Source organism: Zafaria sp. Z1313, from assembly GCF_050563205.1.
In the GTDB taxonomy this organism is placed as follows: Bacteria; Actinomycetota; Actinomycetes; order Actinomycetales; family Micrococcaceae; genus JAZDCJ01.
On the sequence record NZ_JBNWUK010000001.1, the window covers coordinates 640,573 to 662,047 of the forward strand.

Sequence of the window (21,475 nt, forward strand, 5' to 3'; positions counted from 1 at the left end):
CGGAGCAGGTGCCGCCGCCGATACAGTGGAGCCATGGATTCCCCGCGCACGGCCCTGACCACGAGCCACGACGTCCTGGGCGCCCGGGTCAAGTGCTGGACCTACCCGGCGGCCGGGCCCTCCCGCGGGACGATCCTCGCGGTCCACGGCTTCCGCGGCGACCACCACGGCCTGCAGCGGATCGTGGACGCGCTGCCCGGGTACACGATCGTCGTCCCGGACCTGCCCGGCTTCGGCGCCTCCTCCCCCCTCGTCGGGACGGCCCACGACGTCGCGGGCTACGCGCGCGCCGTCGACGCCCTGCGCGTCGAGCTCGGCGTCCCCGGGGACGCGGTGCTGCTGGGCCACTCCTTCGGCTCGCTCGTCGCCTCCGCCCTCCTCGCGACGCACCCGGGGGCGTTCTCCCGGCTTGTCCTGCTCAACCCGATCTGCGAACCGGCGCTCGAGGGCGGCAACGCCCTGATGTCCCGCGGAGCCTCGCTCTTCTACGCCGCCGGCGCCGTACTGCCCGCCGGGCCGGGCGACGCCCTGCTGCGCTCGCGCGCCGTCACCGACCTGATGAGCCGCGCGATGACGAAGTCCTCCGATCCCGGCGTCCGCGCCTACGTCAAGGACCAGCACCGCCGCTACTTCGGCCGGTTCAGCGACCGGGCGACGCTGCGCGAGGCCTTCGAGGCCTCCATCTCCGGCACGGTGGGGCAGTATGCCGCGGCGATCGGCGTCCCCGTCCTGCTCGTGGCCGGCGCGCTCGACGAGCTCGGCTCCGTCGCGGGGCAGGAGGCGCTCGCCGCGCGCTTCCCGGAGGCGCGCCTGACGGTCCTGCCCGGCGTCGGCCACCTGGTCCACTACGAGACGGCCGCCGCGGCCGCCGCCGCCGTGGACGGCTTCCTCGCCGCTACAGCGCCTCTTCCGGGTCGACCCGGACGGTGACGACGGGGGCGCGCTGGGCCGAGGCCACCGCGCGCCGCTCCCTCAGGGCCGCCGTGACCGCGGCCCCGTCGGCGTAGGAGAAGAACACGATCCACTGGTGCCGGCCCTCGTCCTGCAGCACCGGTCCCGCCGTGCGGGCGCCGGCCGGCAACGCGAGCCCGTCGATGAACGCGTCGGCCGCGGCCGCGGGGCCGGTGACGACGGCGGAGCGCACCGCCGGGGGCAGGCCGAGCCCGCGGCGCTCCTCGAGCTCGCGGGCGGCGAATCCCGCGGGATCCCAGCGCACGAGCGCCCGCAACGGATCCGACTCCCCCGCGCTCGCGACGACGACGGTTCCCCCGTCCGTTCCCGCGCGGGCGAGCGAGGCGGCCGCGAGCCACCGCTGCAGCACCTCCTCGGGCGTGCGCAGCCCGTCCCGGGAGAGCATCCGGTCGCCGTCCAGCAGCAGCACCGCGGCGTAGCCGTCCGCGCAGACGGGTTCGACGCCGGGCGTCGAGACGACGAGCGCGGGCCGGCCGTCCACCTCGGCGCGCGGCTTCGCCCCCGTGGAGGAGACCACCGGCACGCGGGGGAACGCCCGGCCGAGCTCCTCGGCCGTCCGATCGGCGCCGACGCTGCCCGCACGCAGCCGCGGCGAGCCGCACTCGGCGCACCGCCAGTCCAGGGCCTGCCGGCCGCACCACCGGCAGCCCGGGGCGGCTCCGGGGCCGGCCATGGCGAGGGGGCCGGAGCAGTGGCCGCAGCGCGCGGCGGTTCGGCAGTGCTGGCAGCGCAGGGTGGGAACGAATCCGGTGCGGGCGACCTGGACGAGGACGGGGCCCCGCTCGAGCGCCGCGGCCGCCGCCTTCCACGCCGCCTGCGGCAGCCGGGCCGCGTGGAGCAGGGGGTCGCGTTCCTGCTCGTAGCTGTCCGAGCTCGCGACGACGCGGGGCGCGGCGCGGCGCAGCGCCGGGCGCGGGAGGGAGATGTCGCCGGCCCAGCCCGTGAGCACAAGCCGCTGGGCCTCCGCGCTGCGCCCGTGGGAGGCGATGAGCAGCGCGCATCCACTCTGCCCGGCCCGCAGCAGGAGCGTCTCGCGGGCATGGTGATAGGGGGCGCGCGGCTCGGCGTGGCTCGCGTCGTGGTCCTCCCACAACACCACGAGGCCGAGGTCCGGCAGGGGCGCGAAGGCCGCCGAGCGGGTGCCGACGACGACGCGGACCTGGCCCCGCGCCGCGCGCAGGAAGGAGCGGTAGCGCGGCGTGGCGCCGTCGTCCGCGGTCAGCCTCACGTGCACGTCCGGGCCCACGAGGTCCGTGAGGACCGGGTCCAGCCGGGCGAGGTCCCGGGCATCGGGGACGACGACGACGGCGGTGCGCCCGGAGGCGAGGCACGCGGCAACGGCGGTGGCGAGCAACAGGGGCCAGCCGCCCGTGTTGGGCGCGACGGTCGCGACCGCACGGGGCGAGCCGCCCGAGGCGAGGGCGGAGAGGAAGGCGGCCCCGCCGTCGTACGCGTCCCAGGGGCCCGGCCCGGACCCGTCCCGGGCGGTCCCGTCCGGCGCGTCGCCTTCCGCGGTGGTCCGTTCCGGCGGGGCCGGCGCGGTGTCCTCCTTCTCGACACGGGCCATGCGGGGCGGCACGGCGCTGCGGACGACGTCGGACACGCTGCCCGCGTAGCGCGCGGCCACCGCCTCGCACAGCGCGAGCACGCCCGGCTCCAGGACGCGTTCCGGGGACACGACGCGTCCGAGCGGCTGCAGCTTCACGCCCGCGTCGGACTCCGCGCGCCGCTCGACGATGAAGCCGGGCAGCTCCTGGCCGCCGAAGCGGGCCTTGATCCGCACGCCCGGCTGCGCCTCGTCGGCCAGCTCGGCCGGGACCAGGTAGTCGAAGTAGCGGTCCAGATGCGGGACCTGGGTCTCCAGCAGGACGCGCGCGACGGGAAGCTCCCGGGCCGCGGCGGGGCGGGCGATCGGCCGCGTCGTGTCGAAGCCCGTCAGCAGCGAGGGCTGGCTGGCATCCACGGCGTGGCGGCTAGGCGTTGAACCAGGAGCGCAGGGCCTCGACGCGGTCCGTCCGCTCCCACGTGAAGTCCGCGTCCTCGCGGCCGAAGTGGCCGTGCGCGGCCGTGCGCTGGTAGACCGGCCGCTTGAGGTCCAGGTCCTCGATGATGCCCAGCGGCCGCAGGTCGAAGACCTCGTTGACGGCCTCGGCGATGCGGGCCGGGTCGACGGTCTCGGTGCCGAACGTCTCGACGTACAGCCCCACGGGCCGCGCGACGCCGATCGCGTAGGCGACCTGGATCTCGACGCGGCGGGCGAGCCCGGCGGCGACGACGTTCTTGGCGATCCAGCGCATGGCGTAGGCCGCCGAGCGGTCCACCTTCGAGGGGTCCTTGCCGGAGAACGCGCCTCCCCCGTGGCGGGCGAAGCCGCCGTAGGTGTCGACGATGATCTTCCGCCCCGTCAGGCCGGCATCGCCCACGGGGCCGCCGATGATGAAGGGCCCCGATGGGTTCAGGATGACGCGGGTGTTGGAGGTGTCCAGACCGGCGTCCGCGAGGACGGGGTTGACGACGAGGTCGCGCAGCTCCTCGCGCAGCTGCGGCAGCAGGAGCTCGCTCGCGTGCTGGGAGGAGACCACGACGGTCTCGACCGAGACCGGCGTGTCGCCGTCGTAGCCGATCGTGACCTGCGTCTTGCCGTCCGGGCGCAGGAGCGGCTGGGAGCCGTTCTTGCGGACCTCCGTGAGCCTTTCGGAGAGCCGGTGGGCCAGGAAGATCGGGGTGGGCATGAGCACGTCGGTCTCATCCGAGGCGTAGCCGAACATGATGCCCTGGTCCCCGGCGCCCTGCAGGTCGCGGGGGTCCTTCTGCAGGCCCTCGCGCGCCTCGAAGGAGTTGAACACGCCGTCGGCGATCTCCTGCGACTGCTGCCCGATCGAGACGGAGACGCCGCAGCGGGCGCCGTCGAAGCCGTTCGCGGAGGAGTCGTAGCCGATGTCGAGGATGGTCTGCCGCACGAGCTGCGGGATCTCGACGTAGCCATTGGTCGTGACTTCGCCGGCGACATGGACGAGGCCCGTAGTGGTCAGGGTCTCGACGGCGACCCGGGAATCCGGGTCCTGGGCGAGCATCGCGTCGAGGATCGCGTCGCTGATCTGGTCGCAGATCTTGTCCGGGTGGCCCTCGGTGACCGACTCGGAGCTGAACAGGCGCAGGGCGGGGTTAGCAGAAGTCACCCGACCACTCTACCGGTTCAGCCGCTCCGCGATGACGGCGACGAGCCCCTCCCCGACCTGGTCCTTCGTGCCCTCCAGTCGCCGCGGCGCGGAGCCGTCCGCGGCCAGCACGGTCACGGTGTTGACGTCCTGGCCGAAGGCCAGCTCCTCGCCGACCTCGTTGACCGCGAGCAGCTCGCAGCCCTTGCGGAGCAGCTTGGCCCGGGCGTGGTCCAGGACGGAGCCCTCGGCGTCGCCCGTCTCCGCGGCGAAGCCCACGATCAGCCCCGGCAGCCCGGAGGCGCCGGCCGCCCGGTCCGCGACGAGCCCCGCGAGGATGTCCGGGTTGCGCACGAGCTCGATGACGGGGGCCCCGCCGTCGTCCTTCTTCTTGATCTTGGCCGCGGCGTACTCGGCCGGCCGGAAGTCCGCGACGGCGGCCGCCATGACGAGGACGTCCGCCCCCTCACAGGCCGCGCGGACCGCTTCCCGCAGCTCGACCGCCGTGCGTCCGTGGCTGAGTTCGACGCCCTCGGGCACGGGGGCCTCCAGGTGGGCGGCGACGAGCCGCACGGCCGCCCCAGCCGCGAGCGCGGCACGGGCGACGGCGATCCCCTGCTTGCCGCTCGAGCGGTTGCCGAGATAGCGGACGGGATCGAGCGGCTCGCGGGTGCCGCCGGTGCTGACGACGACGGTGCGGCCCTCCAGGGGACGGGCGCCGGTCGCGTCGGGGGCCGGCCCGCCGGGTGCCGGGGTGGTCCCGGGCCCATTGAGGAGCGCCTGGACGGCGTCGAAGAGCTCTTGCGGTTCGGGCAGCCGGCCGGGCCCGGAGTCCCGGCCCGTCAGCCGGCCGGAGGCGGGCTCGATGACCGTGACGCCGCGGGCGCGCAGCGTGGCGACATTGGCCCGGGTGGCGGGGTGCTCCCACATCTCCGTGTGCATGGCCGGGGCCATGACCACCGGGGCGCGGGAGGCCAGGAGGGTGTTGGCCAGGAGGGAATCGGCGATCCCCGCCGCGGCCTTGGCCAGCAGGTCGGCGGTGGCGGGGGCGACGACGACGAGGTCGGCCTCCTGCCCGAGCCGGACGTGGTTGACCGTGTCGACGGCGTCGAAGACGTCCTCGGTCACCGGGCGGCCGGAGAGCGCCTCCCACGTCGGCCGGCCGACGAAGCGCAGCGCGTTCGCGGTCGGGACGACGTCGACGTGGTGGCCGGCCTCCTTAAGCAGCCGCAGCAGCGACGCGGCCTTGTAGGCGGCGATCCCGCCGGACACTCCAAGGACGATCCGCTGCTGCACGGCCACGGTCCCGCTGCTACTCGGCGGGCTCTTCGGCGGCCACCGGGGTGACCTTCAGGAGGCCGTCGTTGATCTCGCGCAGCGCGATCGACAGCGGCTTCTCGTTGAGCTTGGTATCCACGAGCGGGCCCACGTACTCGAAGAGCCCCTCGTGCAGCTGCGAGTAGTAGGCGTTGATCTGGCGCGCGCGCTTGGCCGAGTTGATGACCAGTGCGTACTTGGAGTCGGTGGTGGTCAGCAGCTCGTCGATCGGCGGATTGATGATGCCCTCAAGGTTCGTGGACACGAAGCCTCCAAATTCTGTGTGTTGTGCGTCGGTGCCGGCAGCCGGCTACCGCGTGTGCGGGGCCAGGCCCATGTGGGAAACCAGCTCGTCGGCCGCACGCCGGACGTCGTCGTTCACGATCGTGACATCGAATTCCGGTTCGGCGGCAAGTTCCAGTTTAGCGGTATCCAGGCGCCGCTGTTGTTCCTCGGGTGTTTCCGTGCCGCGGCCGATGAGCCGGCGGACCAGCTCGTCCCAGCTCGGGGGCGCCAGGAAGACGAACTTCGCCTCCGGAAGCGACGCCTTGACCTGCCGCGCGCCCTGCAGGTCGATCTCCAACAGGACGTGCCGCCCGGCGGCCACGGCCTCCTCGACCTTGGAGCGGATCGTGCCGTAGCTGTTGCGCCCGTGGACGACGGCCCACTCGAGCATCTGGCCCTCGTCGACGAGCCGGGAGAATTCGTCGGGGCCGACGAAGAAGTAGTGGGTTCCGTCGCGCTCCCCCGGTCGTGGATCGCGCGTCGTCGCCGAGACGGACAGCCAGACCTCGGGATAGTTGTCCCGGATGTAGGTCGAGACCGTCCCCTTGCCGACGGCGGTCGGTCCTGCGAGCACGGTCACGCTGGGCGTTGCAGATGCGGTCATGGTGTCCTTTGTTCGTTTCCGGCCGGACGCTCCGGGACCGGCTCAGCCCTTCTCGCTGCCCCGTGGCGCCGCGAAGTGCCTCCGCAGGGCGTCCTGCTGCTTGCGGCCCAGGCCGCGCAGACGCCGGTTCGGGGAGATGCCGAGGCGCTCCATGAGCGCCGCGGCACGGATCCGGCCGACGCCCGGGACGGCCTCCAGCAGGTCGGCGACCCGGAGCCGCCCGACGGCCTCCTCGGCGGCGCCCAGCCCGAGCACCTCCTCGATGCCCAGGCGCCCGGCGCCGAACGCCGACTTGACCTCGGCCCGGCGGGTCCTCGACGCGAGGGCCTTGGCCCGGGCCCGGGCGCGGTCCTCGTCCGACAGTGACTTCAGTACCATAGCGTGCGCCCCCTGTTGACGTGGAATCCCCAACGATCCAGAACATACGGCTGACCTCGAACTTAGCGAACCGCCGGGGTTGGCGCAATGGGCGGCGCGCCCCGTTCAGCCCAGTTCGTCCCGCGTGCGCAGCGCCCGTTCCAGGAGGGCGCCCGCGTCCGGGCCGGCCGCGAGCACGCCGCGGCTGCTCGTGGCCAGGAGCTGGCCGAAGCAGTCCGCGAACGCCGCCTTGAGGTCGGCCCCCGTCGCGCCCTGGGCGCCGAGCCCGGGGGCGAGGAGCGGGGCGGAGGAGGCCGCGAGGTCGATGCCGAGCCCGGCGGCCGCGGTGGCCGTCGTCGCGCCGACGACGAGGCCGGTCGAGCCGAACGGCACCGCCCCGGCGTTCTCGGCCGCCGCCGCCTCGACGATGCGCTTGGCCACGGAGTCCGCTCCCCCGGCGTGCTGGACCTGCGCGCCCTCGGGATTGGACGTGAGCCCCAGGACGAACACGCCGCGACCGCTCGCCCGGGCGAGGTCCAGCGCGGGGCGCAGCGACTCGAAGCCGAGGTACGGGCTCAGCGTCACGGCGTCGGCCGCAAGCCGGGAGCCGTCCCGCAGCCAGGCATCCGCGTAGGCGGCCATCGTGGATCCGATGTCCCCGCGCTTCGCGTCGGCGATGCTCAGGAGCCCGGCCTCGCGGCACGCCGCGAGGGTCTCCTCGAGGACCGCCATCCCCGCCGAACCGTGCCGCTCGTAGAGGGCGACTTGCGGCTTCACGGCCGGCAGTCGCCCGGCCAGCGCCTCGACCGTGCCGAGCGAGAAGGCCCGCAGGCCGTCGACGTCGTCGCCGAGTCCCCACGCGGACAAGAGCGACGGGTGGGGGTCGATGCCGACGCAGAGCCGGCCGTGGCGGGCGATCGCGGCGGCGAGGCGCGCGCCGAAGGAGGCCCCGGCGTCGTACTGCCCCGCGGCCGTCCCCACTGCGGCGTCCGCGTCAGACACCGGCCGAGGCCTTCAGCCGGGCGGCGTGTTCCTGCAGGCTCGCGACGTTCCACTCGAACTGCCGCATGGCCTCGATCGCCTGGATCGCGGCGCCGAACTCGGCGACCGTGGTGATCACCGGGGTGCCGACCGAGGTCGCCGCCGCGCGGATCTCGTAGCCGTCGCCGCGGGCATCGCCGCCCGAGGGCGTGTTCAGGATCATGTCGATCCGGCCCTCCGTGATCAGGTCCACGATGTTGTCCTCGCCCGCGGCGCTGCCCTCGCGCACCTTGCGGACCACCGTCGCGGGGATCCCGTTGCGGCGCAGGACCTCCGCGGTGCCTCCCGTCGAAACGATCTCGAAGCCGAGGTCGGCGAGGTGCTTGACCGGGAGCACGATCGAGCGCTTGTCCCGGTTGGCCACCGAGACGAACACCCGGCCCGACGTCGGCAGCGGGTTGCTCGCGGCCGCCTGGCTCTTGGCGAACGCCGTGTCGAAGTGCTTGTCGATGCCCATGACCTCGCCCGTGGAGCGCATCTCCGGGCCGAGCAGCGAATCCACGACGCGGCCCTCCGGCGTCCGGAAGCGCGCGAACGGCAGGACGGCCTCCTTGACCGAGACCGGGGCGTCGGCCGGCAGCAGGGAGCCGTCGCCCGTCGCCGGCAGGAGCCCGCCCGGCGCGCGCATCTGCGCGATCGTCGTGCCCGTGCCGATGAGCGCGGCGGCCTTGGCGAGCTGGACGCCCGTGGCCTTGGAGACGAACGGGACGGTGCGCGAGGCGCGCGGGTTGGCCTCGATGACGTAGAGGACGTCGGAGGCGAGCGCGAACTGGATGTTGATCAGGCCGCGGACGCCGACGCCGGCGGCGATCGCGCCGGTTGCGACGCGGACGCGCTCGACGACGTCCGCGCCGAGCGTGATCGGGGGCAGCACGCAGGCCGAGTCGCCGGAGTGGATGCCGGCCTCCTCGATGTGCTCCATGATCCCGCCGATGTAGAGCTGGGTGCCGTCGTAGAGGGCGTCGACGTCGATCTCGATCGCGTCCTCGAGGAAGCGGTCCACGAGCACCGGGTGGTCCTCGGTGATCTCGGTGGCGTTGGCGATGTAGCGGGAGAGGTTCGCCTCGTCGTAGACGATCTCCATGCCACGCCCGCCCAGGACGTAGGACGGCCGGACCAGGACCGGGTAGCCGATCTCGTCCGCGATCCGCTTGGCCTCCTCGAAGGACACGGCCGTGCCGTTCTTCGGCGAGGTCAGCCCGGCGCCGTCGAGCACGCGGGAGAACGCCCCGCGGTGCTCGGCCAGGTCGATCGCCTCCGGAGAGGTGCCGAGGATCGGCACGCCCGCGTCGGCGAGGGCCTGGGCGAGCTTGAGCGGGGTCTGGCCGCCGAGCTGGACGAACACGCCGAGGACGCCGCCCGTCGCCTCTTCGGCGGCGATGACCTCGAGGACGTCCTCGAGGGTCAGCGGCTCGAAGTACAGGCGCGTGGAGACGTCGTAGTCCGTCGAGACGGTCTCGGGGTTGCAGTTGACCATGACCGTCTCGTAGCCGGCGTCGCGCAGCGCCATCGTGGCGTGGACGCACGAGTAGTCGAACTCGATGCCCTGGCCGATCCGGTTCGGCCCCGAGCCCAGGATGATGACCGACGGCTTCTCGTGGCGGCCCACCTCGGTCTCCTCGTCGTAGGAGGAGTAGTGGTACGGGGTGAAGGCCTCGAACTCGGCGGCGCACGTGTCGACGGTCTTGTAGACGGGGCGGATGCCGAGCGCGTGGCGGACGCCGCGCACGACGGCCTCCGGGGTGTGCGTGATCTGCCCGATCTGCGCGTCGGAGAAGCCGTGGCGCTTGGCGAGGCGCAGGACGTCCTCCGTGAGCGCGCCCGCGTCGCGGACGGTCGCGGCGGTCTCGTTGATCAGCGCGAGCTGGTCGAGGAACCACGGGTCGATCCCCGTGGCCTCGTAGAGCTCCTCCAGGCCCGCGCCGCCGAGCAGCGCCTGCTGGACCTGGGCCAGGCGGTCGGTGGTCGGCCGCCGGGCCGCCTCCACGAGGCCCGGGACGTCGGCCGCGTCGGGGATGTCGAAGCGCAGTTCCGAGCCCTTCTGCTCGAGCGAGCGCAGGGCCTTTTGCAGGGCCTCCGTGAAGTTGCGGCCGATCGCCATGGCCTCGCCGACCGACTTCATGGTGGTCGTCAGGGTCGGGTCGGCCGCGGGGAACTTCTCGAACGCGAAACGCGGCACCTTGACGACGACGTAGTCCAGGGTCGGTTCGAAGCTCGCCGGGGTCTTCAGGGTGATGTCGTTCGGGATCTCGTCCAGGGTGTAGCCGAGGGCCAGCTTGGTGGCGATCTTCGCGATCGCGAAGCCCGTGGCCTTCGAGGCGAGCGCGGAGGACCGGGAGACGCGGGGGTTCATCTCGATGACGACGACGCGGCCGGTGTCCGGCTCGATCGCGAACTGGATGTTGCAGCCGCCCGTGTCGACGCCGACCTCGCGGATGACGGCGATCGAGATGTCGCGCAGCCTCTGGTACTCGCGATCGGTCAGGGTCATCGCCGGGGCCACGGTGATCGAGTCGCCCGTGTGCACGCCGACGGGGTCGAAGTTCTCGATGGAGCAGACGACCACGACGTTGTCGTTCTTGTCGCGCATCATCTCCAGCTCGTACTCCTTCCAGCCGAGGATGGACTCCTCCAGGAGCACCTCGGAGGTCGGCGAGTACTGCAGGCCGGCGCCGGCGATGCGGCGCAGGTCCACGGCGTCATACGCGAGGCCGGAGCCGAGGCCGCCCATCGTGAAGGAGGGCCGGACGACGACGGGATAGCCGAGCTCCTCGACCGCGGCGAAGGCCTCGTCCATGGTGTGCACGATCACGGAGCGCGCCGATTCGGCACCGCAGCGCTCGACGACGCCCTTGAACTTCTCCCGGTCCTCGCCGAGCTCGATCGCGGCGATGTTCGCGCCGATGAGCTCCACGCCGTACTTCTCGAGCACGCCGTTCTTGTCCAGGGCGATCGCCGTGTTCAGGGCCGTCTGCCCGCCGAGCGTCGGCAGGACGGCGTCCGGGCGCTCCTTGGCGATGATCTTCTCGACCACCTCGGGGGTGATGGGCTCGATGTAGGTCGCGTCGGCGAACTCCGGGTCGGTCATGATGGTGGCCGGGTTGGAGTTCACGAGGATGACGCGCACGCCCTCCTCCTTGAGCACGCGGAGGGCCTGGGTGCCGGAGTAGTCGAACTCGGCGGCCTGGCCGATGACGATCGGCCCGGAGCCGATCACCAGGACGGAGCTGAGGTCGGAGCGCTTGGGCATTACTTGTCTTCCTTGCTGTCGGCCGGGCCCTGGGCGGCGGCCATCACGTCGATGAAGCGGTCAAAGAGGTAGGCGGAATCGTGCGGACCCGCCGCCGCCTCCGGGTGGTACTGGACGGAGAAGGCCGGCAGGTCCAGGCAGCGCAGGCCCTCGACGACGTCGTCGTTCAGGCTCACGTGGCTGACCTCGACGCGGCCGAAGCGCGCCTCGGGGGCCGTGGAGACGCCGTCGCGCGGGGCGTCGACGGCGAAGCCGTGGTTCTGGCTCGTGATCTCGACCTTGCCGGTCGTGCGGTCCAAGACGGGCTGGTTGATGCCGCGGTGGCCGTAGCGCAGCTTGTAGGTGCCGAAGCCGAGCGCGCGGCCCAGGATCTGGTTGCCGAAGCAGATGCCGAAGAACGGGATCCGCTCGTCGAGTACGCGGCGCAGGAGGCCGACCTGGGCGTCGGCCGTGGCCGGATCGCCGGGGCCGTTGGAGAGGAACACGCCGTCCGGGGCCGTGGCCGTGACGTCCTCGAACGTCGAGGACGCGGGCAGGACGTGGACGCGGACGCCGCGCTCGGCGAAGCGCTGCGGGGTCATGGCCTTGATGCCGAGGTCGAGGGCGGTGATCGTGAACCGGGGCTCCCCCTCCCAGCCGTGGTCGGCGGGCTCGACCGTGTAGGCGGAGTCGATGCTGACCTCCTCGGCGAGCCGGGCCCCCTTCATGGGCGCCTGGCCGGCGACCTGGGCCAGCAGCTCGGCCTCGGAGCGGTCCGCGGCGTCGCCGGAGAAGATCCCGGCCTTCATGGCCCCGCGCTCGCGCAGGTGGCGTGTGATGGCCCGCGTGTCGACGCCCTGGATGCCGACGACGCCCTGCTCGGCGAGCTCGTCGTCGAGGGAGCGCTCGGAGCGCCAGTTCGACGGTCGACGGGCGGCGTCGCGGACGATGTAGCCGGCGACCCAGATCCGGCGGGATTCGGCGTCCTCGCGGTTCACGCCCGTGTTGCCGATGTGCGGGGCGGTCTGCACCACGAGCTGGCGGGCGTAGGACGGATCGGTGATGGTCTCCTGGTAGCCCGTCATGCCGGTCGCGAAGACGGCCTCGCCCAGGGCGGTGCCCGTGGCGCCGTATCCGCGGCCGCGGAAGACGCGGCCGTCCTCCAGCACCAGGACGGCGGGTTCGGTCAGGGGGTGTGCGCTCACTTCGTGTCCTTCTTTTCTGCGGGGCCGGCTGCTGTGCCGGAGATCAGTGATTCGACGGCGGCCACGAGCGGCGCGGCCGCGTCGGGGCGCCGCGGGCGGAAGCCCGTGTCGACGTCGTGCCCGCCGAGGCGCCACGCGACGACGACGAGTCCGTCCTTCTCGACGAACTTGCCGGCCATGCCCGACTCGCGGCGGACGGAGTCGAGGTCGGCGGCGGGGATGAAGACGTCGGGGGCGCCCGTCCGGGCGTAGAGGACGCCCTCGGTATGGATCGACAGTGCGCCGTTGGCCTTGAAGCCCAGCTGGTGCACGGCGATGCGGTCCAGCCAGTCTCCGGCCGTCGTGGTGCTCACGTACTGCCCCTCGGCCGCGGCCAGGGGGGCGGAGAGCTGCGACGGCGGCGCGGCGGGGGCGGCGACGTCCTGCTGACGGCGGATGCGGTGGCGCCACCCGGCCCAGATCAGCCCCGCGAGCACAAGGCAGACCGCGAGGGTCGTGACGATGGCGGGGAGGTACTTCACGCGGCGTCCCCTGCCGGGCGTGGCGTGTCCAGCACGCCGTCGAGGACGGTCGGCCAGCCGTGGAAGAACGTCGCGCGGACGGAGCCCGGCAGTTCCATGCCGGCGAACGGCGAGTTCCGTCCCATGGTGGCCATCGTGGAGGGGTCGACCGTCCAGCGGGCGGCGGGATCCACGAGGACCAGATGCGCCGGCTCGCCCGCGGCGATCGGACGGCCCTGGCCGGCGACGCGGCCGATCCGGGCCGGCGTGGCCGAGGTGATCCGGGCGAAGTCCTCCCAGCCGATGAGGCCCGTCTCGATCATCGTGTGCTGGACGACGGACAGCGCGGTCTCCAGGCCGGTCATGCCCATGGCGGCCTGCGCCCACTCGCACTCCTTGGCCTCGGAGGGGTGCGGGGCGTGGTCCGTGCCGATGATGTCGATCGTGCCGTCGGCGAGGGCCTCGCGCAGGGCCATGACGTCCGCCTCGCGCCGCAGCGGCGGGTTGACCTTGTAGACCGGGTCGTAGCTGCGCACGAGCTCGTCGGTGAGCAGCAGGTGGTGGGGCGTGACCTCGGCGGTGACGTCGATGCCGCGGGACTTCGCCCAGCGGATGATCTCCACGGAGCCCGCCGTGGAGACGTGGCAGACGTGCAGCCGCGAGCCGACGTGGTCGGCCAGGAGGACGTCGCGGGCGATGATGCTCTCCTCGGCGACGGCGGGCCAGCCGGCCAGCCCGAGGACCGCCGAGACATCGCCCTCGTTCATCTGGGCGCCCTCGGTGAGCCGCGGTTCCTGCGCATGCTGGGCGATCACGCCGTCGAACGCCTTCACGTACTCGAGCGCGCGGCGCATCAGCACGGGGTCGTGGACGCAGATGCCGTCGTCGGAGAAGACGCGGACGCCGGCCCGGGAGTCGGCCATGGCGCCGAGCTCGGCGAGGCGCTCGCCCTGCAGCCCCACGGTGACGGCTCCGACGGGGCGGACGTCGACCCAGCCGCTGCGGCGGCCGAGGCTCCAGACCTGTTCGACGACGCCGGCGGTGTCCGCGACGGGATGGGAGTTGGCCATCGCGTGGACGGCCGTGAAGCCGCCGAGGGCCGCGGCGCGCGTGCCGGTCTCGACGGTCTCGGCGTCCTCGCGGCCGGGCTCGCGCAAGTGGGTGTGCAGGTCCACGAGGCCGGGCAGGGCGACGAGCCCCGCGGCTTCCACGACGGCGGCCCCGGCGGCGCGGGGGTCGGCGGCGGCCGCGGGGCCGGTGGCGGCGATCACGCCGTCGACGAGCAGCAGGTCGCTCGGGGCGCCGCCGTAGGGGGCCGCGCCGCGGACCAGGTGGACGGGGGCGGACGTGGTGTCGGTGTTCACGGGCTTCTCCATGGTGGTGTGGCTTATCCGCGCTTCTCGCCGGAGAGCAGCAGGTACAGCACGGCCATGCGGACGGCGACGCCGTTGCTGACCTGCTGCAGGACGGTCGAACGGGCAGAGTCCGCGGCTGCGGAGGAGATCTCCAGGCCGCGGTTCATCGGGCCCGGATGCAGGATGACGGTATCGGCGTGGCCGCGCTCGTCGAGCCCGGCGACGCGGACGTCGTCCAGACCCCAGCGGCGGGAGTACTCCCGGGTGCTCGGGAAGAACGACGCGTTCATCCGCTCGCCCTGCACGCGCAGCATCATGACGGCGTCCGGTCCGGCGGCCAGGGCCGCGTCGAGGTCGTAGCTGATGGTGCAGGGCCAGGCTTCCGCGCCGACGGGCAGCAGCGTGGGCGGCGCCACGAGCACGACCTCGGCGCCGAGCGTGCGCAGGAGCCAGAGGTTGGACCGGGCCACGCGCGAGTGGAGGACGTCGCCGACGATCACGACCCTCATGCCGCGCAGGTCCCCGCCGAGCGAGGGCCCCCCGGTGACGCTGGCCCAGTGCCGGCGCAGCGTGAACGCGTCGAGCAGGGCCTGCGTGGGGTGCTCGTGCGTCCCGTCGCCCGCGTTCACGACGGACGCCGAGATCCAGTCGGTCGCGGCGAGCCGGGCCGGCGCGCCGGAGGCCCAGTGGCGGATGACGACGGCGTCCGCGCCGATCGCCTCGAGCGTCTGGACGGTGTCCTTGAGCGATTCCCCCTTCGAGACGGAGGAGCCCTTGGCGGCGAAGTTGATGACGTCGGCCGAGAGGCGCTTGGCCGCGGCCTCGAAGGAGATGCGCGTGCGCGTGGAGTCCTCGAAGAACAGGTTCACGACCGTGCGTCCGCGCAGGGCCGGGAGCTTCTTGATCTCCCGGGTGCCGACGGCGGCCATCTCCTCGGCGATGTCGAGGATCCGCACGGCGTCCTCGCGGGCCAGGTCGAGCGTGGACAGCAGGTGCTTCATGCGCCGGCCTCGATCACGACGTCGTTGACGGGCACGCCGTCGAGGGCGTCGACCTCTCCGACGCGGACCCGGACCTTCTCGCTCGTCGCCGTGGGCAGGTTCTTGCCCACGTGGTCGGCCCGGATGGGCAGTTCGCGGTGGCCGCGGTCCACGAGGACGGCGAGACGCACGATGCGGGGCCGGCCGATGTCCGCCAGGGCGTCGAGGGCGGCGCGGATGGTGCGTCCCGAGTACAGGACGTCGTCGACGAGCACGACGGTCTTGCCGTCGATGCCGCCGGGCGGCAGGAGCGTCGGCGCGGGCGTGCGGGACGTGCCGTGGCGGAGGTCGTCGCGGTACATCGTGATGTCGAGCTGGCCCACGATCGAGGCGGGGTCGAGACCGTCCACGGTCGTCGCGATGCGGGCGGCGAGGCGCTGGGCGAGGGGGAAGCCGCGGCGCGGGATGCCGAGCAGCAGGAGGTCCTGGGTGCCCTTGTTGGCTTCGATGATCTCGTGGGCGATCCGGGTGAGCACCCGTTCGATGTCGGCCCCGGACAGGACGGTCCGGGCTGCTGGGGACACGGGGGAATCCCCGGTACCGGTGGTGTGGTTCGGCGCAGTGGCGTCGCGACGCGGCGTGGCGTCTTCTGAATCCATGATGCCGCCTCCTTTCCCGCCTCACGGGACGGAACTTAAAGGGTGACTGACGCGTCCAAGCTACCACAGCGCACCCCGCCACAGGGCCTGCGTGACGGTGGCCCTAGGCTGGTGGACATGAGCTTTCCGCCACATCCCGTCGGCCCGGGGGGCGCGCCCGTCGAGCCGGCCCGGCAGCCCGCCGCTTCCGTCTGGTCCGGTCCCCCGCGGCACCGTGTGCCGACCGGGACGGGGACGGTCCTGGCCGTCGTCGCCTGCACCGTCGTCCTCGTCGCCGTCGCGCTCGTCCTCGCCTCCAGCCTGGGGTCCTCCTCCTTTGCCGCCGTCGGACTCGCGGCGCTCGTCCCCCTTGGGATCTGCCTCACCGGCCTGTGGTGGGTGGACCGCTGGGACCCCGAGCCCAAGTCCTTCGCGGCGCTCGCGCTGCTGTGGGGCGCCGGCGCGTCCGTCGTCGTCACCCTCGCCCTGAACCTTCCCGCGTCCTGGCTCCTCTCCGCCGCCGCGCCCGGGCTCGACGCCGAGCTCGCCTCGGCCGTGGTCCTGGCCCCCGTCACCGAGGAGCTCGCCAAGGGCCTCGGCCTGCTGCTCGTGTTCTGGCTGGCCAGGTCCCACTTCGACGGCCCCGTCGACGGGATCGTCTACGGGGGGCTCGTCGGGGCCGGTTTCGCCTTCACGGAAAACATCCTCTACTTCTCGGGGGCGCGGGCCGAGGGCGGGGCGGAGCTCGCCGCAGTGTTCGTCCTGCGGGGCCTCATGTCGCCCTTCGCGCACGTGCTGTTCACGGCCTGGACCGGGTTCGCGCTCGGGATGGCGGCCTCGCGCGGGCGGCGCCGCGCCTGGCCCGCCTACTTCCTGCTGGGTCTCGCCCCGGCCACGGCGGGACACTTCCTCTGGAACGGCGGCCTGGCCCTGTTCTTCGAGGACTTCTTCAGCTTCTACTTCCTCCTCCAGGTCCCCCTGTTCCTGGCCTCGATCGCCGCGGTGTGGATGCTGCGCCGCAGCGAACGCCGGCTCACCGAGGAACGCCTCGGCGACTACGCCCGCGCCGGCTGGTTCACCGAGCAGGAGGTCGCCATGTTGGCGACGGGTCCGGGCCGCCGCGCGGCCGCCGCCTGGGCGCGCGGGCGCGGAGCGCACCGGCAGATGCGCGCGTTCACGACGACGGCGCTACGGCTGGCCGCCGTCCGGCACCGGATCCTGCGCGGACACCACCCGGAGCGGGACCGGGCCGAGGAGCACCGCCTGCTGGAGGCCTCCCTGAGCCAGCGCGGCGAGCTGCTGGGACTGCTCGCGGCCGGGCGCTGATCACGCCCGGGCGCGCCGGGCCGCACGCCCCGGGACGGCGACGGCCCGCCGTCGTCCCCTGGACGGGGAGGACGGCGGGCCGTGGGATGGACGCGGGAGCCGGCTCAGGCCAGCAGCGTGGGCTTCAGCTGCTGGATGCGGCCCAGCAGGCCGTTGATGAACTCGGGCGACTCGTCCGTGGAGAGCATCTTCGCCAGCGCGACGGCCTCCGAGACGGCGACGGCGTCCGGGACGTCGTCGTTGAAGAGCAGCTCCCAGGCCCCGACGCGCAGGATCGTCCGGTCGACGGACGGCATGCGGTCCAGGGTCCAGCCGCGCGCGTACGTCCCGAGGATCTCGTCGATCCGGTCGAGCTGGCCCATGACGCCCTCGATGAGCGTGACCGTGTACTCGTTGATGACGATGTCCGTGGACTCCCGGCGCAGGCGCATCGCCGCGAGCGGGGAGACGTCGCGCTGCTCCGCTTCGAAGAGGATGTCCAGAGCCCGGCGGCGGGCCTTGGCGCGGGCGCTCACTCCGAGACTCGGCCCAGGTAGTCGCCGGTGCGGGTGTCGACCTTGACCTTGATGTTCTGCTCGACGAAGAGCGGAACCTGGATCTCGTACCCGGTCTCCAGCGTGGCCGGCTTCGTGCCCGCGGAGGAGCGGTCGCCCTGCAGGCCCGGCTCCGTGTAGGTGATCTCGAGGACCACGGACGGCGGGAGCTCGATGTAGAGCGGGGAGCCCTCGTGCATCGCGATGGTCGCGGTCTGGGTCTCCAGCATGAAGTTCGCGGCGTCGCCGACGACGGACGCGGGGACCGTGATCTGGTCGTAGTCCGTGTTGTCCATGAACACGTAGTCCTCGCCGTCCTGGTACAGGTACTGGTAGTCGCGGCGGTCGACGGTGGCGGTCTCGATCTTGAGGCCCGCGTTGAAGGTCTTGTCCACGAGCTTGCCGGAGAGGATGTTGCGCAGCTTGGTGCGCACGAACGCGCCGCCCTTGCCCGGCTTGACGTGCTGGAACTCGACGACGTTCCACAGCTGGCCCTCCAGCTTCAGGACCGTTCCGTTCTTGATGTCGTTCGTGGTGGCCACGGCTACTCTTCCCTGTTGGCGCCCGCCCCGTGCCGGACGTGCCGGAACCGGGGCCGTCCGCTGCCCGCGGAGGGCTCGATTGTCAAAAAACCATGGACCAGTCTACCGCACGGCGGCCAGGCGTCCCTCGGCCGCCTCGAGGGAACGGCGGGCGAGCTCGACGCGGCGCGGCAGGGCCCCTGCGGCCGTGTGCAGCTCGAGCGCGGCGCGGAAGCGCGCGACGGCGGCCTTGAAGTCGCCCGTCGTGTAGTAGAGGATCCCCAGGTACTGGTTCAGCATGGCCTCGTGGGACGTCCCGGCGAACTCGTCGAGCAGGCTGCGCAGACGGCGGATGGAGCGCTCGTGGTGCCCCGTGGCCCGGACGAGATCGGCATCCAGCATCCGCATCCGGATGTTCTGCGGCTCCTTGAGGCGCGTCTCGGCGACGAGCTCGGCGGCCGCATGGTGCTCGCCGCGGACGATCAGGACGACGACGGCGTCGCAGGGGTCGTCGCCCGCGAGAAGGCCGTCGGCGAGCTCATCGTCCACGATGACGGGCAGGAGGGTCCCGGGGTCCCGCTTGATGCCGGGCATCCCGGTCTCGATCCAGTCCACGGCCTACTCCGCGATGTCCTGGTAGGCGGCGAAGAGGAGCGAGGTGTCCGGGACGTCGAGGATCCCCGGGCGGGCCAGGTCGTCGAGGACCACGAAGCGCAGGAGGTCCCCGCGTGCCTTCTTGTCCCGCCGCATGCCGTCCAGCAGGGCCGACCATCGGTCCCGGCGGTAGCTCGTGGGCAGCCCCAGCGCGTTCAGGACCGAGGTGTGCCGGTCGGCGACGGCCTCGGAGAGCCGGCCGACGGAGCGCGAGAGCTCGGCGGCGAAGACCATGCCGATCGACACGGCGGCTCCGTGGCGCATCGAATAGCGCTCGGCGAGCTCGATCGCGTGTCCGAGCGTGTGGCCGTAGTTGAGGATCTCCCGGCGGCCCTTTTCCGTGAGGTCCTCGGAGACGACGTCGGCCTTGACGCGGATGGACCGCTCGATGATCTCCCGCAACACGGGGCCCTCGGGATCCACGGCGGCCTCGGGCGAGGCCTCGATGAGGTCCAGGATGGCGGGATCGGCGATGAAGCCGCACTTCACGGACTCGGCCAGGCCCGTGACGAGCTCGTTGCGCGGGAGCGTGCGCAGGGCGTCGAGGTCGGCCAGGACCGCGGCGGGCGGGTGGAAGGAGCCGACGAGGTTCTTGCCCTCCGCCGTGTTGATGCCCGTCTTGCCGCCGACGGACGCGTCGACCATGCCGAGCAGGCTCGTCGGCAGGTGGATGACCTTGACGCCGCGCAGCCACGTGGCCGCGACGAATCCCGCCAGGTCCGTGACGGCCCCTCCGCCGACGGCGATGACGGCGTCGGAGCGCGTGAAGTCGTTCTGGCCGAGGACCTGCCAGCAGAAGGCCGCGACCTGGATGTGCTTGCCCTCCTCGGCGTCGGGGATCTCGGCGGTGATCCCCTGGTAGCCGGCCGCGTCGAGGTCCGCCTTGACCGCGTCGCCCGTGCTGCGCAGCGCACGCGGGTGGATCACGAGGACCTTGCGGACGCGTTCGCCGAGCAGGCCCGGGAGCCGGCCCAGCAGGCCTCGGCCCACGACGACGTCGTAGCAGGCGGACGGCGTGCTGCCGGTCACGGGGATGATGGTCTCGGTGCTCATGCGGTGGTGCCTCCAGGAGTGGACGTGCGGCGCCGGTAGGCGTCGGCGATCTGCGCGGCGATCTGCGCGGGGGTGCCCTCGCGGGCATCGACGACGAGGGTGGCGCATTCGGCGTAGAACGGCCGGCGGACCTCGTAGATCTCGAGCCAGCGCTGCACGGGGTCCCCGGCGAGCAGCGGGCGGGTGGACGGATTGCTGATGCGCGGCAGGACCGTCTCGGCGTCGGAGGACAGGTAGACCGTGAACCGCCCCTTGAGCAGCTCCCGGTTCCCGGGCGAGAGGACGGCGCCGCCGCCCGTGGCCACGACGCCCCCGCCCCTGTCCGTGCGCTCCGCCGCCTCGAGGAGCGCCTCCGACTCGTAGTCGCGGAAGCCCGGTTCCCCGTGCGCCGCGAAGATCTCCGGGATGGGGCCGTGGGCGTCGACGACGAGCGCGTCGGTGTCCAGGAACCGCGTGCGCAGGCGCCGCGCCAGTTCGCGCCCGACGGCCGTCTTGCCGCTGGCCATGGCGCCGATCAGAAAGATCCCGCCCGGCATCAGGAGCGAACCGTCCCCAATGCCTCGGGAATGGCGTCGGTGAAGGACCGGATGTTGCGGGCGGTCTCGGCCACCGAGTCTCCGCCGAACTTCTCCAGCACGGCCTGGGCCAGGACGAGCGCGACCATGGCCTCCGCGACGACGCCGGCGGCCGGGACGGCGCAGACGTCCGAGCGCTGGTGGTGCGCCGTCGCGTCCTCGCCGCTGGAGACGTCGATGGTCTTCAGGGCGCGCGGGACCGTGGCGATGGGCTTCATGGCCGCGCGCACGCGCAGCACCTCGCCGATGCTCATGCCGCCCTCGATCCCTCCGGCGCGGTTGCTCGAGCGCTGGATCACGCCGTCCTCGTCGCGGACGATCTCGTCGTGCGCGGCGGAACCCCGGCGTGCCGCGGTGAGGAAGCCGTCGCCGACCTCCACGCCCTTGATGGCCTGGATGCCCATGAGGGCGGCGGCCAGGCGCGCATCGAGGCGGCGGTCCCAGTGGACGTAGGAGCCGAGGCCCGGTGGCAGGCCGTAGGCGAGGACCTCGACGACGCCGCCGAGGGTCTCGCCGTCCTTGTGGGCGCCGTCGACCTCGACGACCATGGCGTCGGAGGTCTCGCGGTCCAGGCAGCGCAGGGGGTCGTTGTCGAGCGCGACGACGTCGCTCGGGACGGGCACGGGGGTGCCCTCGGGCACCGCGACGCTGCCGACGGCCACGGTGTGGCTCACGAGCTCGATGCCGAGCTCGCCGAGGAAGCGGGCCGCGGCGGTGCCCAGGGCGACGCGCGCGGCGGTCTCGCGGGCGCTGGCCCGCTCGAGGACGGGTCGGGCCTCGTCGAAGCCGTACTTCTGCATGCCGGTGAAGTCGGCGTGGCCGGGCCGCGGCCGCGTGAGGGGCGCGTTGCGGGCGAGGTTCTCGAGGATCTCCGGATCGACGGGATCGGCCGCCATGACCTGCTCCCACTTGGGCCACTCGGTGTTGCCGACCTCGATGGCCACGGGACCGCCCTGGGTCAGGCCGTGGCGGACGCCGCCGACGAACCGGACCTGGTCCTGCTCGAACTTCATGCGGGCGCCGCGGCCGTAGCCGAGCCGCCGGCGGGCCAGGGCCGCCTGCACGTCCGAGGTGGTGAGCGGGATGCCAGCCGGCAGCCCCTCGAGGATTCCTACCAGGGCGGGGCCATGGGACTCGCCCGCCGTCAACCAACGCAACATGCCCTCCATACT

21 protein-coding genes are annotated in these 21,475 nt (G+C 72.9%); 2 read left to right on the plus strand and 19 right to left on the minus strand.

The annotated features are described in order from the left end of the window. Positions 1-33 precede the first annotated feature (33 nt). Positions 34-930 (plus strand): alpha/beta fold hydrolase, encoded by an 897-nt coding sequence (locus ACQ3I4_RS02935; RefSeq protein WP_329861387.1) that lies wholly within the window; start codon positions 34-36, stop codon positions 928-930. On the opposite strand, the gene ACQ3I4_RS02940 is transcribed toward ACQ3I4_RS02935, so the two are convergent. The 13 genes from ACQ3I4_RS02940 to pyrR all read right to left on the minus strand — a co-directional run bounded on the left by ACQ3I4_RS02940 (position 896) and on the right by pyrR (position 15,662). Further along, on the minus strand, positions 896-2,935 hold the full coding sequence (locus tag ACQ3I4_RS02940) for a primosomal protein N' (protein ID WP_430632755.1): 2,040 nt from the start codon (positions 2,933-2,935) through the stop codon (positions 896-898). The two genes, ACQ3I4_RS02935 and ACQ3I4_RS02940, sit on opposite strands and share 35 nt — an antisense overlap. A gap of 10 nt (positions 2,936-2,945) precedes the next feature. Further along, complete coding sequence (metK, locus tag ACQ3I4_RS02945; protein WP_430632756.1) at positions 2,946-4,151, minus strand: methionine adenosyltransferase; 1,206 nt, start codon at positions 4,149-4,151, stop codon at positions 2,946-2,948. A gap of 9 nt (positions 4,152-4,160) precedes the next feature. Next, positions 4,161-5,432, minus strand: coding sequence for a bifunctional phosphopantothenoylcysteine decarboxylase/phosphopantothenate--cysteine ligase CoaBC (gene coaBC, locus ACQ3I4_RS02950; protein ID WP_430632757.1), 1,272 nt, complete (start codon positions 5,430-5,432; stop codon positions 4,161-4,163). Between the two features lie 10 nt (positions 5,433-5,442). Next, complete coding sequence (rpoZ, locus tag ACQ3I4_RS02955) at positions 5,443-5,712, minus strand: DNA-directed RNA polymerase subunit omega (RefSeq protein ID WP_329861383.1); 270 nt, start codon at positions 5,710-5,712, stop codon at positions 5,443-5,445. 45 nt (positions 5,713-5,757) lie between these two features. Next, complete coding sequence (gmk, locus tag ACQ3I4_RS02960; protein WP_329861382.1) at positions 5,758-6,336, minus strand: guanylate kinase; 579 nt, start codon at positions 6,334-6,336, stop codon at positions 5,758-5,760. A 42-nt stretch (positions 6,337-6,378) separates the two neighbouring features. After that, positions 6,379-6,714 (minus strand): integration host factor, actinobacterial type, encoded by a 336-nt coding sequence (gene mihF / locus ACQ3I4_RS02965; protein WP_329861381.1) that lies wholly within the window; start codon positions 6,712-6,714, stop codon positions 6,379-6,381. A gap of 105 nt (positions 6,715-6,819) precedes the next feature. Beyond that, positions 6,820-7,695 carry an orotidine-5'-phosphate decarboxylase gene (pyrF, locus tag ACQ3I4_RS02970; protein ID WP_329861380.1) on the minus strand — a complete coding sequence of 292 codons (876 nt, stop codon included), beginning with the start codon at positions 7,693-7,695 and terminating at the stop codon, positions 6,820-6,822. Continuing rightward, on the minus strand, positions 7,688-10,984 hold the full coding sequence (carB, locus tag ACQ3I4_RS02975; protein ID WP_430632758.1) for a carbamoyl-phosphate synthase large subunit: 3,297 nt from the start codon (positions 10,982-10,984) through the stop codon (positions 7,688-7,690). The genes pyrF and carB overlap by 8 nt, the downstream gene beginning before the upstream one ends. Then, complete coding sequence (carA, locus tag ACQ3I4_RS02980; protein WP_329861378.1) at positions 10,984-12,168, minus strand: glutamine-hydrolyzing carbamoyl-phosphate synthase small subunit; 1,185 nt, start codon at positions 12,166-12,168, stop codon at positions 10,984-10,986. The genes carB and carA overlap by 1 nt, the downstream gene beginning before the upstream one ends. Continuing rightward, a complete protein-coding gene (locus ACQ3I4_RS02985; RefSeq protein ID WP_430632759.1) occupies positions 12,165-12,689 on the minus strand; it encodes a hypothetical protein in 525 nt (174 codons plus the stop codon). Before ACQ3I4_RS02985 ends, carA begins: the two co-directional genes overlap by 4 nt. Further along, positions 12,686-14,032 (minus strand): dihydroorotase, encoded by a 1,347-nt coding sequence (locus ACQ3I4_RS02990; protein WP_329861375.1) that lies wholly within the window; start codon positions 14,030-14,032, stop codon positions 12,686-12,688. Before ACQ3I4_RS02990 ends, ACQ3I4_RS02985 begins: the two co-directional genes overlap by 4 nt. 23 nt (positions 14,033-14,055) lie before the next feature. After that, positions 14,056-15,024 (minus strand): aspartate carbamoyltransferase catalytic subunit, encoded by a 969-nt coding sequence (locus tag ACQ3I4_RS02995; protein WP_430632760.1) that lies wholly within the window; start codon positions 15,022-15,024, stop codon positions 14,056-14,058. After that, entirely contained in the window at positions 15,021-15,662 is a 642-nt protein-coding gene (gene pyrR / locus ACQ3I4_RS03000; RefSeq protein ID WP_430632761.1) for a bifunctional pyr operon transcriptional regulator/uracil phosphoribosyltransferase PyrR, read from the minus strand. The genes ACQ3I4_RS02995 and pyrR overlap by 4 nt, the downstream gene beginning before the upstream one ends. Positions 15,663-15,779: 117 nt before the next feature. On the opposite strand from pyrR, the gene ACQ3I4_RS03005 reads away from it, so the two are divergent. Continuing rightward, entirely contained in the window at positions 15,780-16,967 is a 1,188-nt protein-coding gene (locus tag ACQ3I4_RS03005) for a PrsW family intramembrane metalloprotease (RefSeq protein WP_430632762.1), read from the plus strand. A 104-nt stretch (positions 16,968-17,071) separates the two neighbouring features. On the opposite strand, the gene nusB is transcribed toward ACQ3I4_RS03005, so the two are convergent. From nusB to aroC, 6 genes are all read right to left on the minus strand, one after another. After that, positions 17,072-17,482: a transcription antitermination factor NusB gene (nusB, locus tag ACQ3I4_RS03010; protein WP_329861371.1), complete on the minus strand. Its 411-nt coding sequence runs from the start codon at positions 17,480-17,482 to the stop codon at positions 17,072-17,074. Beyond that, positions 17,479-18,042: an elongation factor P gene (efp, locus tag ACQ3I4_RS03015; RefSeq protein ID WP_329861370.1), complete on the minus strand. Its 564-nt coding sequence runs from the start codon at positions 18,040-18,042 to the stop codon at positions 17,479-17,481. The genes nusB and efp overlap by 4 nt, the downstream gene beginning before the upstream one ends. Positions 18,043-18,144: 102 nt before the next feature. After that, entirely contained in the window at positions 18,145-18,636 is a 492-nt protein-coding gene (locus ACQ3I4_RS03020) for a tetratricopeptide repeat protein (RefSeq protein WP_430632763.1), read from the minus strand. 3 nt (positions 18,637-18,639) lie between these two features. Further along, the gene (gene aroB / locus ACQ3I4_RS03025; RefSeq protein ID WP_329861368.1) at positions 18,640-19,728 is read right to left on the minus strand and encodes a 3-dehydroquinate synthase; all 1,089 of its coding nucleotides are present in this window, start codon (positions 19,726-19,728) and stop codon (positions 18,640-18,642) included. Next, entirely contained in the window at positions 19,725-20,234 is a 510-nt protein-coding gene (locus ACQ3I4_RS03030) for a shikimate kinase (RefSeq protein WP_329861367.1), read from the minus strand. The genes aroB and ACQ3I4_RS03030 overlap by 4 nt, the downstream gene beginning before the upstream one ends. 29 nt (positions 20,235-20,263) lie before the next feature. Next, on the minus strand, positions 20,264-21,463 hold the full coding sequence (gene aroC, locus ACQ3I4_RS03035; RefSeq protein ID WP_329861366.1) for a chorismate synthase: 1,200 nt from the start codon (positions 21,461-21,463) through the stop codon (positions 20,264-20,266). Positions 21,464-21,475 lie beyond the last annotated feature (12 nt).